The sequence below is a fragment of the Frankia sp. CcI49 genome (genome assembly GCF_001983215.1).
Taxonomy (GTDB): domain Bacteria; phylum Actinomycetota; class Actinomycetes; order Frankiales; family Frankiaceae; genus Parafrankia; species Parafrankia irregularis.
In genome coordinates this window covers 173,920-187,947 of sequence record NZ_MOWP01000001.1, presented here as the reverse complement: position 1 = coordinate 187,947, position 14,028 = coordinate 173,920, and the positions used below count along the sequence as shown (strand labels likewise).

Here is a 14,028-nt window from a genome sequence, read left to right as displayed (position 1 = left end):
ATCCGTCTCGGGTCAGCGGCCGGTGTAGACGGGGGGACGGCGTTCGGAGAAGGCGCGGGTGCCCTCCTTGGCGTCCTCGGTGGCGAAGACGGGCAGGCCGATCTCCAGCTCACGGGCCAGCGCCTCCGTCTCGGGCAGCCCCTCGGTCTCCCGCACCGAGCGCTTCACGGCCTGCACGGCCAGCGGGGCGTTGGCGGCGATGCGCTCGGCGACCCGCAGGGCTTCGTCGAGGGCCTTGCCATCCGGGACGACCCGGCTGATCAGACCGATGTCGGCGGCCTCGGCGGCGGTGATCGTCTCGCCGGTGAGCAGCAGCTCCATCGCCCGCGCGTAGGGGATCTGCCGGCGCAGCCGGACCGTCGACCCGCCGAGCGGGAAAAGCCCGCGGGTGACCTCGACGACGCCGAACGTGGCGCTCTCGGCGGCGATCCGGACGTCCGTCGCCTGCAGGATCTCCGTGCCGCCGGCGACGGCGGGCCCCTCGACCGCGGCGATCAGCGGCTTGGCCAGCTGCTTCGAGCGCAGCAGGGCGCGCCAGGCGATGCCGGTGTCCTCCCGGAAGCGTTTCGCGGCTCCGTCGGCACTCACCGCGTTGTTCATCGCCTTCAGATCGGCGCCGGCGCAGAACACCCCGCCGGCTCCGGTGAGGACGGCGACGCGGACCGCCGGGTCGGCGTCGATCATCTCCCAGGCGTCGGCAAGACCCACGATCATGGATGGTGACAGGGCGTTGCGTGCCTCGGGCCGGTTCATCGTCACCACGACGACGGGGCCCGAGCGCTCGACCACAAGATGTTCGCTCATCATGTCCTCCACGGTTCGTCTGCCACGGTGGAGCGCGCTGCCGCCGACCGGCCCCACGGCGCGGCCCCAGGCTAGAACACGTACTAGTTTCTGTCGCCCACCATCACGAGAGTCCCTGGTGAGCAGGGTGTTGCGGGATCCGTCCCGGTTGCCCGGTTCGTCGTCCACGGTCGAAGGCGGCACGCTAATGTCGAAGATCTGACGGGTAGTCAGGTCCGTCGGAGTCGTGCAAGTGGAAGGGGAACAGGCGTGCCCGAGACAGTCACCCCGCTGGCCGGCGTCCGCATCATCGAGTGCTCGATGCTCGGGCCCGCCGCCGTCACCACCGCGCTGGCCGACCTCGGCGCCGAGGTCATCAAGGTCGAGCCGCCCCAGGGCGACTACGTGCGGTCGATGACCTGGCCGATCGTCGACGGGACGTCCCTCATGCACCTGCATGTGAACCGGGGGAAGCGCGGGATCGTGCTGGACCTGCGCACCCCCGGCGGGCACGCGGTGTTCCTCGACCTCGTCCGCGGGGCCGACGCGGTGGTGGAGGCGATGCGCCCGGGTGGGCTCGCCCGCCGCGGCCTCGGCTTCGACGCACTGCGGGCGGTGAACCCGGCGATCGTCCTGCTGACGATCTCCGGCTATGGCCTGACCGGCCCGTACAAGGACTACCCAAGCCACGGAGTCGCGTACGACACCTGGGCCGGAGTGGTAACCCCCGTCGTCGACGACGACGGTTTCACCGCCATTCCCGAGCACGTCTCGCTCGGTATCAACGCCGGCCCGCTCTACGGTTCGCTGGGCGTTCTCGCGGGCATTCTGGCCGCCCGGTCCACCGGTGTCGGGCGGTGGCTGGAGGTCGCCCAGTCCGACGCGGCGGCCGCCGTGGACTGGCTGCGCTCGGAAACCCACCGGGCCTACGAACGCCCGGCGGACGAGGTGACCGGAAACGCCTCCGACGGCGGGCGCCGCCGCCTTCCCGGCACCGCCGGAATGGCCGAGGGCGTCCGTTACAACATCTACGCGACCAGCGACGGCCACATTCTCTTCATGGCGTCGGAACGGGAGTTCTGGAAGAACTTCTGCGTCGGGGTGGGCCGCGCCGACCTGTTCGACCGCTATCCCGGGGAGCGTTACGCCGACCACGCCGCCGGGAACACCGCCCTGCGCCGGGAGCTGCGGGCCGTCTTCCTGACCCGCACCAGCGCGGAATGGATCGCCTTCGGCGGGCGGGTGAACACCCCGATCGCCCCGGTAAACACCCCCCGCACGCTCGCGGACGACCCCCAGTTCGCCGACCGGCTGCCCTGGATTCCCAAGGAAAGCCTCGGCGCCGACCAGCTGCCGATTCCCATCAGGATCGTCGACGGCGACCTTCCGCACCCGGCCCGCGCGCCGCGGGTCGGCGAGCACACGGCCGAGGTGCTGCGCGATGTCCTCGGTTACGACGACGCGCGGATCGACCGCCTGCGGGCCGAGGGCGCGCTCGGCCGTGGCGACGCTCGGGACGACACCCCGAACCGCCAGCACACCCCGAACCCCGAGGGCGCACCGAACCCGTAGACCGCGCAGGACGCGCAGGCCCGCTCGCCCCGCTGAGCCGCGGCGGGGCGAGCGAGCCTGCCGCGACTCAGCCAACGGCGGCGGTCGATGCGTCGTCACCCGGTTGCGTCGTCGCCGAGCTGCGCCGCCCGCTGGCGGGTGGTGCTGTGCACCGGGTCCCGGTCGAAGATCGGCAGGACGTGCCGGCCGAACACCTCGACGGCCTCGCAGGCCACCTCGACCGGCATCGTCGTCGACAGCATGCCGAAGGTGAGCTGGTCGGCGCCGATGTCGGCGTAGGTGCGCACCGCCCGCTCACACTCTTCCGGGTCACCGATGACGATGTGGCCGGCCCCGATCGCGAGGTCGAGCAGCTCGACGGTCGGCTCGGGCAGCACCTGCGGCCAGTCGGGAATGTAGGCCGGCTTCGGGAAGGTGTCGAGGTACCGGTACACGAGGCTGTTCTGGTAGCTCATCGTGATGTCGGTGGCGATCTCCCGGGCCCGGGCGCCGTCCTCCAGGCAGAGCATCTGGCTGGTGACCATGACGTTGTTGTTGACGTACCCGCCGACCGGCTCGGCCTTCTCGATGTTCTTCTTGTAGATCTCGATGAGCGGGGCCAGCTGGTCGGGGGTTCCGTGCGCGAAACAGAGCACACCGAGCCCCATCCGCGCGGCCTTCTCGAACGTCCCGGGATTTCCCGCCGCCACCCACATCGGCGGATGCGGGCGGGTGTACGGCTTCGGCAGGACGTTCCGTGCCGGCATCGAGAAGAACTCGCCGTCGTGTTCGTACTCGCCGTCCGCCCACATCTTCGGCAGCTCGGCGACGACCTCGTCGAACATCTTCTTGGTCAGGTCCGGGTCGGTGATCCCGAAACCGCGCTGCTCGGTGGTGGACGAGCCACGCCCCATACCAAGCTCGAAACGCCCGCCGGAGAGATGGTCGAGCATCGCGGCCCGCTCGGCGATGCGGGCCGGGTGGTTCACCGGCGGCGTGATGTTGAAGATGCCGCTGCCGATGTGGATGCGTTCGGTGACCCCGGCGAGGTAGGCCAGAAAGCTCTCGTTCGCCGACAGGTGCGAGTACTCGTCGAGGAAATGGTGCTCGGTGGCCCAGGTGTACTTGAATCCGGCCCGGTCCGCGGCCCTGGTCCAGGTGACCTCGTCCATCAGCCGGTTGTGCTCCGCGCCCAGCGGGTCGCGTTCCGACAGCCGGCGCGGCAGGTAGAGCGAGTTGAAGATCCCGAATTCCATGGCCGGACCACCTCTCACCGTTCGACTGACGGCCGCGGCGCGACGCGCGCGGCCCACCCGGCGCGGCCCAGCCCAAGCGGCCGACCCGAGCCCCGCCGATCTGACGCCCCGTCCGGAAATCGCGGCTCGGCAGCGACAATATCTAGAACGTGTTCTAGACTCTAGCGACTGGAACCGTGGGTGCAAGAGTCACCGGACGTCGCCCCCAGGCGAGTCATCCCTGACCTACCGTCAGGTACAGGCCGGGCGTCCGGATGCTTCTCACCGGGGGCGGAAGGATGGTCATGAGCGCTCTGGAGACGACCGCCGCGCGCACCGGGTCGCTGTTCATCGGCGGCGACCTCGTGCCGGGCGCGGCGGGGCGCTACCCGGTGATCGACCCGGCCAGTGAGGAGCTGGTCGGCGAGGCACCACAGGCCTCGCCCGAGCAGGCCCGCGAGGCCGCCGCCGCGGCCCGCGCCGCCTGGCGCTCCTGGTCGCAGACCGCCCCCGAGCGGCGCGCAGAGCTGCTCGGGCGGATCGCGGACCTGCTGATCACGCACAACGACGAGCTGGTCGGGCTGGTCCAGGCGGAGACCGGCGCGACCGCACGGGTCGCGCAGACCATGCAGGTGCCGGTGGCCGTCGACCGCTTCCGCCGCTACGCCAAGGAGGCGCTCGACCCGGTTACCGTGCCACTGCCTCCGCAGCCGATGCCCGCCACCCCGCTCGCGCCCGGCGGCCTGATCGGCGCGGTCGCCGTACGCCAGCCCGTCGGCGTCGTCGCCTGCATCACCCCGTACAACTTCCCGCTGGTCAGCCTGGCGGGGAAGGTCGCGCCCGCGCTCGCCATGGRCAACACCGTCGTGGTCAAGCCGGCGCCGCAGGATCCGCTGCAGATCCTGCTCTTCGCCGAGATCGTCGCGGAGGCCGGGGTGCCGCCCGGCGTGGTCAACGTCGTCACCGGGTCCGCCCCGTCGATCGGCGCGGCGCTGGTCGACTCCCCCGACGTCGACATGATCAGCTTCACCGGGAGCACCCAGGTCGGGCAGGCCATCGCCGCGGCCGCCGGGCGTGACATGAAGCGGGTGCTGATGGAGCTCGGCGGGAAGGGCGCCGCCATCGTCTTCGACGACGCCGACCTCGACGCGGCGGTCGGTGGCATCGGCTCGACCTGGAGCTTCCACTCCGGGCAGATCTGCACCGCGCCGACCCGCGTGCTGGTCCAGCGCGGCGTGCGCGACGCCCTCGTCGACCGGCTCACCGCCTATGCCGGCGCCTGCCGGGTCGGCGACCCGCGCGCCGCGGACACCGTCGTCGGCCCGGTCATCTCCACCGCCCACCGCGACCGGGTCGAGGCGATGATCGAGAAAGGTGTGGCCGAAGGCGCGACCCTGGCGGTCGGTGGCCGCCGGCCGGCGTCCGACACCGGCTTCTACGTCGCGCCGACGCTGTTCACCGACGTCACGCCCGGGATGTCGATCGCCCGCGAGGAGTTCTTCGCGCCGGTGGTGGTCCTCATGACGTTCAACGACGAGGACGAGGCCGTCGAGCTCGCGAACGACAGCCCGTTCGGCCTGAGCGACTACGTCTGGACCGCGGACACCGGGCGCGGCTACCGCGTCGCCCGCCGGCTGCGCTCCGGCAGCGTCGGGATCAACACCGTGCAGCGCAACCACGAGACGCCGTTCGGTGGTTTCAGGCACAGCGGCGTCGGGCGCGACTGCGGCACCTTCGCGATGCACGCCTACAGCGAGTTACAGAGCATCGTCTGGTCAAGCTGAAGCTGAGGAGCGACGAGCATGGGTGATCTGCTGCGTGGCATCGTCTGGGACGGTTCCGCCTACCACGTGGTCGACGACCTGGAGGTGCGCCCACCCGGGCCCGGCGAGGTCGAGGTGCGGATGACCGCCGCCGGACTGTGCCACAGCGACCTGGCGGTCGTGCGGGGGACGATCCCCTTCCCGACCCCGGTCGTTCTCGGCCACGAGGGCGCCGGCGTCGTCTCGGCACTGGGGCCCGGGGTGACGGGGGCGACGGGGCTTGCGGAGGGTGACGTGGTCGCGCTCACCACCCTCGGCAACTGCGGTGCCTGCGAGCACTGCGACGCCGGCCAGCCGACGATGTGCCGCTCCACCTTCGGCCGCCGGCCGCAGCCGTTCACCTGGCGCGGCGCGCCCACCTACAACTTCGCGAACACGTCCTGTTTCGCCGAGCGGGTCGTCGTCGCGGCGAACCAGTGCGTGCCGGTTCCCGACGACGTCCCCGCCGCGTCGGCGGCGCTGCTCGGCTGCGGGGTGCTGACCGGCGTCGGCGCCGTGCTCAACCGCGCCCAGGTGCGGCCCGGGTCGACGGTCGCCGTCATCGGTGTCGGCGGCATCGGCCTGAACGTGATCCAGGGCGCGGCGCTCGCCGGCGCGACCCGCGTCGTCGCCGTCGACACCAACCCGGCGAAGGCCGACCTGGCGTACCGGTTCGGGGCGACCGACTTCGTCGACCCGTCCGGCCGGGACACCGCCGGCGCCGTCCGCGACCTGCTGCCCGCCGACAGCACCGGGGTGGACTACTCCTTCGAATGCGTCGGGCACCCGGCGCTGGCCCGGGCCGCCGTCGACATGCTCGGCTGGCACGGCACCGCCGTTCTGCTCGGGGTGCCGGCGGAGGCCGCCGAGCTGTCCGTCCCCATCACCGACCTGTACCTCGACAAGTCGGTGCTGGGCTGCCGGTACGGCTCGTCCCGCCCGCAGCGGGACGTCCGCACCTACCTGGGCCTGTACCGCGGCGGTCGCCTCCTGCTCGACGAGCTGGTGACCCGCACCTACCCACTCGACGCCGTCGGCCAGGCGATGGTCGACCTGGAAGCCGGCGACCTGGCCCGCGGCGTGCTCACCTTCTGACCTTCGGCGATGGAGCGAGGACGTCCCCCATAGCAAGTAGCACGCTGTAGCACCGAGTGCTACCATAGGCGCCATGGGCAGTCTGGAGATCACCCAACGAGATCTGCGGTCGAGATCGCGGGAGATCATGGATGCCGTCGAGCACGGCGAGTCCTTTACCGTCACCCGGGATGGTCGTCAGATCGGCCAGCTGGTGCCCATTCGACGGAGGCGCAGGTTCATTTCCCGGCAGGAGTTCGCCGCAATGTCACGTAACGCCCCCGGCACGGATCTGGACGCCTTCCGCGCGGACCAGGACGCGGTGGTCGACCACGAGGCCGCCGGTGGCTACGAACACTGAGAACTTCCGGCAGGGCCTGCTCGACACCAACATTCTGATCCTGCGTCGCTGGATAGATCCCGCCGAGCTTCCCGACGAGATGGCGATCAGCGCCGTGACGCTTGCCGAGTTGTCCGCGGGGCCGCATCAGGTCCGGCGCAACGACGAACAGGACCTGTACGACGAGCACGAGGAACGCGCGCGGCGGATGGAAACCCTTCAGCGCGCCGAGAACGAGTTCGACCCGATACCGTTCGATGCCGAGGCCGCCCGTGTCTACGGCCGTCTGTCGGCAGCCGTCGTCGTTGCTGGACRCAAACCACGCCGCCGCGTCGCGGATCTCATGATCGCCGCTACGGCGATCACGGAGAGCCTGCCCCTGTTCACCACGAATCCGGGCGACTACGTCGGCCTGGAAAAACTCATGGACGTGGTCCCGGTCACGAGGCCGTCGGTGCTCCGTAACTAGCCTGCGGTTCCGAACGACCGGTAGGGCAGCGTTGGTTCGCCGTCGGAGTCGAGTGTCGTCAGCAGGGCGCCTCGGGAGCAGGCCGCCGGCACAAGCGGGTTGGCCGAGCCGTCGCACTGGAAGGTGAGTCCTGGTGCCGCCGGTAGCGGGAGCTTCGGCGCCGACTTGATCTTCTCTGTGATCCGGGCAGGGGTGATGTCGCCGCTGATCCCGTCGAGTGCCCGGCTCAGCGCGGTCATCGTGAAGTAGATGGTCGGCCCCATCGAGTTGCTCAGGTCGATGTCGGTCTCGTCGTAGGCAGCCACGATCGCTCGCCACTGGCTCATGTCGATGTTCTCGGTGTCGCCGACCGCGAACGGTGTGGAGGTGTAGACCCCGTCGAAGGCATCGCCGAGCGCCTTCCGCGAGCTGTCGGAGACGCACTGGCTGACGACGCCGATCGGGCCGGTGAAGCTCGCGGCGCGCAGCCCGTTGAACGCCGAGATGCAGAACGTGTCGCTGCCGATGATGTGCACCTCGGTCGGTTCGCCCGCCGCGATCCTCGCCATCTGCGGTGTCATGTCCGCCTGGTCGGGCGGGATCCTGACCACCTGCAGGTCAAGCCCGGCATCGCCGAAGACCTGGTCGCCGACGGCGTCGTAGAACCCGGTGACGACCGGGACATCGATCGCGACGACCGTGACCTTCCCGACCTTGTTCTCCTTGGCGACTGTGATCGGCAACGTGCCGAGCCCGGCGATCAGGTCTCCGAGGACGAACGTCGAGTCGGGGTCGAGGATGACGGACTGCTCGGTGGTTCCATACAGGAAGACTGGTATGCCGGCGTCATGCAGCGACTGCCACATGGTGCCGATGGCCGTCGTCTCGCCGGCCACCGTGATCACGACGTCCTGCTGGATGAACTCGGTCGCGCAGTCGGTCGCTTTCGCCGGGTCGGCCAGTGACTCGCAGGTGACGAGTTCGATCGGCCTGCCACCGATGCCGCCGGCGTGCACATTGAGGAACTTCGCCATCGCCTTGGCGGAGTCGATCTGGATCGTGTTGTCGAACGCGGGGGTCGCACCGAGCAGCCTCGAAAAGGCGCAGCACCGAGACAGTGAGGCATCGCCAGCGACAACCGATGAATAGCACGGTAATTCCGGTTTCCCGAAGATGGCCCGGCGTCGCCAGGGGTCGCCCGGATGTACTCGCCGACGGAACGGCGCGCACTTTGATGAGAAGATCGCCTGGTGTGGAACGAGCTTCCCCGGAACGCAACAGTGCCCTAAATCGTGACGATCCTCAGGAGGTCCTCCAGGCCGACGAGGTCGGCGGCGTTGCGGGTGTAGATGCTGGCTCCGTGGGCGTGGGCGGTGGCCGCGATCAGCAGGTCCATGGTGCGTGCGCGTGGCTGGCGCCCGACTTCGACGATGCGGGCGGCGAGACGCCCGTAGCTGTCGGCGACGGCATCGTCAACAGGCAGTGGGTCGAACCGTCGTTGGATCGCGCTGAGGCGGGCGAGCCGGGTCGCGCGGGCCTGGGGCGTCCTGGCGACGAGGATGCCGAACTGTAGTTCGGCAATGCTGACGACGCTGACCGCCAACTCGCCGGGAATGGGGGTGACGTCCGTGGCGACCAGGACGCTGGTGTCGAGGATGCCTCGATTCATCGACCTTCCCAGGGATCCGTGAGGGAACCGTCGACGAGGTCGCGGTCCTGCGGCCAGTCAGTGTCCTCCGGCTGCGCGAAGAGATCCGCCAGATCGCCCCAGCGCCGCCACACACGCGGACTCACCGGGCCGAGGACGGCTGCTGGCCGGCCGGCCACGGTGATGGTGAGCCGTTCACCGGCCTGAGCACGGCGTACCAGATCGCTGGCGTTCTGCCGGACCTCTCGAAGCCCTATCTCGTCCACCCCCCGAGAGTAGCACTTGTGCTACCTGACCCTGGGCGGTTCAGCCGCGATCGGCACGGTCGCTGTGTCGCGGCCGGAGCGCAGCAGGGTCCCCGGGGTGGCGCCGGTGGTTGTCCCGTCCCGGACGATCTCGACGCCGTTGACCAGCACGTGGGCGACGCCGATCGAGCCGGCGGTGAGGCGGGCCGCGCCGCCGGGGAGGTCGTCGACCAGGGCGGCGTGCTCGGCGTCGACGGTGGCCGGGTCGAAGACGGTGATGTCGGCGTGGCAGCCCGGTGCGAGCCGGCCCCGGTCGCGCAGGCCGAACAGGGCCGCCGGCTCGCCGGTCATCATCGCGACGGCCGCCTCCAGGCCGACGAGGCGGCGCCCGCGCAGGCAGTCGCCGAGGAACCTGGTCGGGTAGGGCGCGCCGGCCATCCGGTCCAGGTGCGCACCGGCGTCCGAGCCGCCGAGCAGGACGTCCGGGTGTGCCCAGGTGTCGCGCCGCAGTGCCCACGAGTCGGGGTCGTTGTCGGTCGGCATCGGCCACAGGACCGTCCGCAGGTCGTCGGCGGCGGCGATCTCGACGAGGGCCGCGAAGGGGTCGAGGTCGCGTTCGGTGGCGATGTCGCCGACGACGCGGCCGGTCAGGCCGGCGTTGGCCCGTGAATAGGTGTCGCCGATGACGTAGCGGCGGAAGTCCGCGAGCCGGCGCAGGACACCGGCCTCCGGGGCGCGGGCCCGTTCCAGCAGGCGGGCGCGCACCGCCGGGTCGCGCAGCGCGGCGATCCGCTCGGGGATCGGCAGGCCGAGGACGTCCCCCCAGCCGGGGATGAGGTGCAGCGCGCAGAAGGTGCGCAGGCTCATGTTCATCGGCACCAGCGTCGGCATGGTCAGTGCGACGACCCGGCCGCCGAGCTCGCGGGCCCGCGCGGACGCGGCCAACTGGCGCGGGACCCGGTCGGGGGCGGCCGCGTCGATGGTCAGCACGTTCCAGTTGAGCGGCCGGCCGGCCGCCGCGCTCATCCGCGCGAGCAGGTCGATCTCGTCGTCGTCGAAGGTGTTCAGGCAGCCGGGGACGATCCCCTCCAGGAAGGTGCCCTCGTGCTCGCCGACGGCCGCGCACAGCGCGAGCGTCTCCTCGTGGGACGCCCAGCGGGAGGCGACCGGCCGGCCGTCGCCGTCGACATGCGTCGAGGAAAGCGTGGTGGACAGGCCCAGCGCTCCGGCGGCGAGCGCGTCGTGCAGCACCGCGGTCATCGCGGCGACCTCGCCCGCGGTCGCCGCCCGGCCGACCGCCTCGGCACCCAGCACGTAGGAGCGCAGCGCGCAGTGGCCGACGAGGAACCCGGCGTTGACGCCGATCCGCCCGTCGAGGGTGTCGAGGTACTCGGCGAACGTCTCCCAGCTCCAGTCGACGCCGGTCTCCAGCGCGGCCARCGGCATCCCCTCGACGCGGGCCATCATCCGGCGCAGGTAGTCGGCGCCGCCGGGACGCAGCGGGGCGAGGGTGAACCCGCAGTTGCCGCCGATCACCGTGGTGACCCCGTGCACGTTCGACGGGGTGGCGTACGGATCCCAGAGCAGCTGCGCGTCATAGTGCGTGTGGACATCGACGAAGCCCGGCGCGACGACGAGCCCGTCAGCCTGGATTCGCACCCGAGCCTGGGTGGGCTCACCGGGTGGGGTGACGGCCGCGATCCGGCCGTCCTTGATCGCGACGTCGGCGTGCCGACCCGGCGCGCCGGTACCGTCCACGACGAGACCACCGGTGATCAGCGTGTCGAACATGGCACTACCCCCGGGCGCCCGGCGCGGCGGCGCTCGGCAGGTCGGGGGCGGCGGCCCAGCGTCCGTCCGGGGTGAGGCCGAGCATGCGGATCGCGTTGCCGCGGACGATCTTCTCGATGGTCTCCATCGGCAGGTGCTTCATCTGGCGTTCGGCGACGGCCCGGGTGTCGGGCCAGGTGCTGTCCGAATGCGGGTAGTCGCTTTCGTAGGTGACGGTGTCGGCGCCGATCTCGTCCAGGCTGAGCAGGCCGTGCGGGTCGTCGAAGAAACAGCCGTACACGTGCCGGCGGTACAGCTCGCTCGGAGGCACGGTCACGGTCTCCCCCAGCCCGCCCCAGCCGCGGTTCTCCCGCCAGACGACGTCGGCGCGGTGCAGGATGTACGGAATCCAGCCGATGGAGCCTTCCGAGTAGGCGATCGTGAGCTCCGGGAAGCGCTCGAACGTGCCCGACAGCAGCCAGTCGACGAGGGAATAGCACGAGTTCGCGAACGTCAGGGTGGAGCCGACCGCGGGCGGGGCGTCCGCCGAGGTCGAGGGCATCTTCGACGACGACCCGATGTGCATGTTGATGGTCGTCCCGGTCTCCGCGCAGGCGGCGAAGAACGGATCCCAGTAGTGATCGCGGTCGTGGATGGAGGGCAGGCCGAGAAACGGTGGGATCTCGCTGAAGCAGACGGCGCGCACACCCCGGGCGGCGTTGCGGTGGACCTCGGCGGCGGCGAGCCCGGCGTCCCACAGCGGGACGATCGCGAGCGGGATCAGCCGGCCGGCCGCCGCGCCGCACCATTCCTCGACCATCCAGTCGTTGTAGGCGCGCACGCACAGCAGTGCCAGCTCGCGGTCGGCGGCCTCGGTGAAGGTCTGGCCGCAGAAACGCGGGAAGGTGGGGAAGCACAGTGACGACTCGATGTGGTTGACGTCCATGTCGGCGAGCCGGTCGGCGACCATGAAGGCACCCGGGCGCATCTGGTCGTAGCGCACCAGGCGCAGGTCGACCTCGTCGCGGTCGAAGCCGACCGCGGCGTCGAGGCGCATCAGCGGGCGGCACAGGTCCTCGTAGCGCCACCAGGCGACGTCCGGGCCGCTGCCCGGCGCGCCCATGGTCACCGTCAGCCGGCCGCCCACGAAGGTGACCTCGCCCTTCGGGGCGTGGACCACCCGGGGGCCGACGTCGCGATACCGCGCCGGCAGCCGGCTGCTCCACACGTCGGGTGGCTCGACGACGTGATCGTCTACCGAGACAATCTTCGGGAAGTCGTGCATGGGGGCAGGGTAGCTCCGTTTCTGACGATCCGTCAGGTGTACGGGGCGACCCGCTCTCTCAGTACACGCAACCAGTGCCGGCATTTGCGCCACAGCCAGCGATCCGAGCCCTGAGATGGCGTCAGAAACCTCTCGGAAACCTCTATCGCCAGAAGAGAACGTGTTCTAGTCTGTCGGTCTGTCGGCGCGCCCGGTGCAACGAGCGCGTTTCGCCGCCTCACACGCCCGCCGAGTCGCCGCGGCCTGCCTCCCCGCGGCCGCCGGCCGCCGGCTGACCGGCCGACGTGCGGGCGTCAAGGGAGAGGACATCCCCCGATGAGACCCCACCCCCGCCGTCACAGAAGCCGCTTAGCATCCGCGCTGACGATCGCCATCGCCGTCAGCGTTGCCCTGACGGCGTGCACCCGGTCCGCCGACGAACGTGAGACGGGGGGATCCGAGCCCGCCGCGACGGCGGCTGGCGCATCGCCGGCAGCCGCCGCGGCCGGCGACTTCGGCGACCTGCGGGGCGTGTGCGGCCCCGGCCCCGCGAGCGGCGGCGGGGGCAGTAGCGGTAGCGGCGGCGGGGCCGCGGGCGGTGCGAGCGTTCGCGGGGTCACCGACTCGGAGATCACGATCGGCACCACCGCCGATGTGGGCAGCAACATCACCCCCGGCCTGGGCCAGGAGTTCTTCGACGTGGGCGACGCGTTCGTCGCCTGGTGCAACAAGGCCGGTGGCATCAACGGCCGGAAGCTCAGGCTCATCAAGCACGACGCGAAACTGTCCGAAGCCGCCGCGCAGATGATCCAGGCCTGTCAGACCGACTTCATGATTGTCGGCGGCGGCATGGTCGGTGACGCCGCCGCGGTCGGGCCGCGGGTCGACTGCGGGCTCGGTCAGATCTCCGGCTACACCGTCTCCCCGGAGGCCATCAGGGCTCCGCTTCAGGTCGTGCCGATTCCGGCGCCGTTCGACCAGTACCCGATCGGCGCCTACCGGCAGCTCGTGAAGCGCTATCCCGACGCGGCCGACCATCTCGGTGTGGCCGGAAACAACCTCGCGACGCTGCGCCCGCAGGGCCTGCGGCTGCAGGAGGCCCTCACCACCAACGGTTTCAAGGTGAGCTCCTACCAGGAATGGCCCCCGCTGGTGGCGAACTACCGGCCGTACATGGAGGAGATGCGGGCCAAGGGGACCCGGGGGCTGGAGGCGATCGCCCTGCAGGACCTCACCGCGCCGCTGACCGCGATCAACAACATCGGGTGGAAGCCGGACTTCGTCGTCATCGCGCACCAGCTGTACGACCCGGGCACGATCAAGGCGGTGACCACGGCGAACTTCTCCAACGTCTACCTCACGCTCGACCACGTTCCGTTCGAGCTCGCCGACACCGTGCCCGCGGTGAAGGAAGCCGTGACGATTCTGCGGGACACCCACCCGGAGGCGAAGCTCACCGACTTCACCGCCATCGGCTTCAACGCCTGGCTGCTGTGGGCGAAGGCGGCGACCGAATGCGGGGCGGACCTGACCAGCGCCTGCGTGCTGGAGAAGGCCGGCGCGACGAAGCAGTGGTCGGCCGGCGGCCTCTATCCCGCACACGACATCGCCCCCGGCGGGAAGGGTGATCTCAGCACCTGCGTCCTGCTCATGAAGGTCACCCCCGACGGTTTCGTCTACGACCGCGAGCTCACCCAGCCGAACAACGGCATCTTCAACTGCGATCCGTCCAATGTGGCAAGGCTGACGAACACCTTCGAATAGCGGTCCGAATCCGCTCCGCTCCGACCCTGATCCGATCCCGATCCGTCCCGACGATCCGCCACCCGAATCGAATTCCATCCGCCAGGAACGTCGAAAGGGATGCT

At 70.5% G+C, this 14,028-nt stretch carries 13 protein-coding genes; 6 read left to right on the top strand and 7 right to left on the bottom strand.

Annotated elements, in window-relative coordinates:
• Window positions 1-12 precede the first annotated feature (12 nt).
• The gene (locus tag CcI49_RS00695) at window positions 13-804 is read right to left on the bottom strand and encodes a crotonase/enoyl-CoA hydratase family protein (protein WP_054565330.1); all 792 of its coding nucleotides are present in this window, start codon (window positions 802-804) and stop codon (window positions 13-15) included.
• Window positions 805-1,053: 249 nt separating this feature from the next.
• Here CcI49_RS00695 and CcI49_RS00690 point away from each other — a divergent pair, with 249 nt between their 5' ends.
• Window positions 1,054-2,355, top strand: coding sequence for a CoA transferase (locus tag CcI49_RS00690; RefSeq protein ID WP_076823637.1), 1,302 nt, complete (start codon window positions 1,054-1,056; stop codon window positions 2,353-2,355).
• A 95-nt stretch (window positions 2,356-2,450) separates the two neighbouring features.
• Here CcI49_RS00690 and CcI49_RS00685 read toward each other — a convergent pair whose 3' ends face one another.
• Window positions 2,451-3,590 (bottom strand): LLM class flavin-dependent oxidoreductase, encoded by a 1,140-nt coding sequence (locus tag CcI49_RS00685; protein ID WP_076823636.1) that lies wholly within the window; start codon window positions 3,588-3,590, stop codon window positions 2,451-2,453.
• Between the two features lie 284 nt (window positions 3,591-3,874).
• Between CcI49_RS00685 and CcI49_RS00680 the strand changes: the two genes are divergently transcribed.
• From CcI49_RS00680 to CcI49_RS00665, 4 genes are all read left to right on the top strand, one after another.
• Window positions 3,875-5,353, top strand: coding sequence for an aldehyde dehydrogenase family protein (locus tag CcI49_RS00680; RefSeq protein WP_076823680.1), 1,479 nt, complete (start codon window positions 3,875-3,877; stop codon window positions 5,351-5,353).
• A gap of 30 nt (window positions 5,354-5,383) precedes the next feature.
• Window positions 5,384-6,466 carry a Zn-dependent alcohol dehydrogenase gene (locus tag CcI49_RS00675; RefSeq protein ID WP_054565331.1) on the top strand — a complete coding sequence of 361 codons (1,083 nt, stop codon included), beginning with the start codon at window positions 5,384-5,386 and terminating at the stop codon, window positions 6,464-6,466.
• Between the two features lie 73 nt (window positions 6,467-6,539).
• On the top strand, window positions 6,540-6,806 hold the full coding sequence (locus CcI49_RS00670; RefSeq protein WP_054564314.1) for a type II toxin-antitoxin system prevent-host-death family antitoxin: 267 nt from the start codon (window positions 6,540-6,542) through the stop codon (window positions 6,804-6,806).
• Window positions 6,790-7,254 carry a type II toxin-antitoxin system VapC family toxin gene (locus CcI49_RS00665; RefSeq protein WP_076823635.1) on the top strand — a complete coding sequence of 155 codons (465 nt, stop codon included), beginning with the start codon at window positions 6,790-6,792 and terminating at the stop codon, window positions 7,252-7,254. The genes CcI49_RS00670 and CcI49_RS00665 overlap by 17 nt, the downstream gene beginning before the upstream one ends.
• On the opposite strand, the gene CcI49_RS00660 is transcribed toward CcI49_RS00665, so the two are convergent.
• The 5 genes from CcI49_RS00660 to CcI49_RS00640 form a co-directional block, all read right to left on the bottom strand.
• Entirely contained in the window at window positions 7,251-8,267 is a 1,017-nt protein-coding gene (locus tag CcI49_RS00660; RefSeq protein ID WP_083472956.1) for an ABC transporter substrate-binding protein, read from the bottom strand. The two genes, CcI49_RS00665 and CcI49_RS00660, sit on opposite strands and share 4 nt — an antisense overlap.
• 251 nt (window positions 8,268-8,518) lie before the next feature.
• On the bottom strand, window positions 8,519-8,902 hold the full coding sequence (locus tag CcI49_RS00655; protein WP_054564316.1) for a type II toxin-antitoxin system VapC family toxin: 384 nt from the start codon (window positions 8,900-8,902) through the stop codon (window positions 8,519-8,521).
• Window positions 8,899-9,147, bottom strand: coding sequence for a type II toxin-antitoxin system prevent-host-death family antitoxin (locus tag CcI49_RS00650; RefSeq protein ID WP_076823634.1), 249 nt, complete (start codon window positions 9,145-9,147; stop codon window positions 8,899-8,901). The genes CcI49_RS00655 and CcI49_RS00650 overlap by 4 nt, the downstream gene beginning before the upstream one ends.
• A 21-nt stretch (window positions 9,148-9,168) precedes the next feature.
• Entirely contained in the window at window positions 9,169-10,917 is a 1,749-nt protein-coding gene (locus CcI49_RS00645; protein WP_054564318.1) for an amidohydrolase family protein, read from the bottom strand.
• Window positions 10,918-10,921: 4 nt separating this feature from the next.
• Entirely contained in the window at window positions 10,922-12,181 is a 1,260-nt protein-coding gene (locus CcI49_RS00640) for an amidohydrolase family protein (protein WP_076823633.1), read from the bottom strand.
• A gap of 315 nt (window positions 12,182-12,496) precedes the next feature.
• Here CcI49_RS00640 and CcI49_RS00635 point away from each other — a divergent pair, with 315 nt between their 5' ends.
• Complete coding sequence (locus tag CcI49_RS00635) at window positions 12,497-13,924, top strand: ABC transporter substrate-binding protein (protein WP_076823632.1); 1,428 nt, start codon at window positions 12,497-12,499, stop codon at window positions 13,922-13,924.
• Window positions 13,925-14,028: the final 104 nt, after the last annotated feature.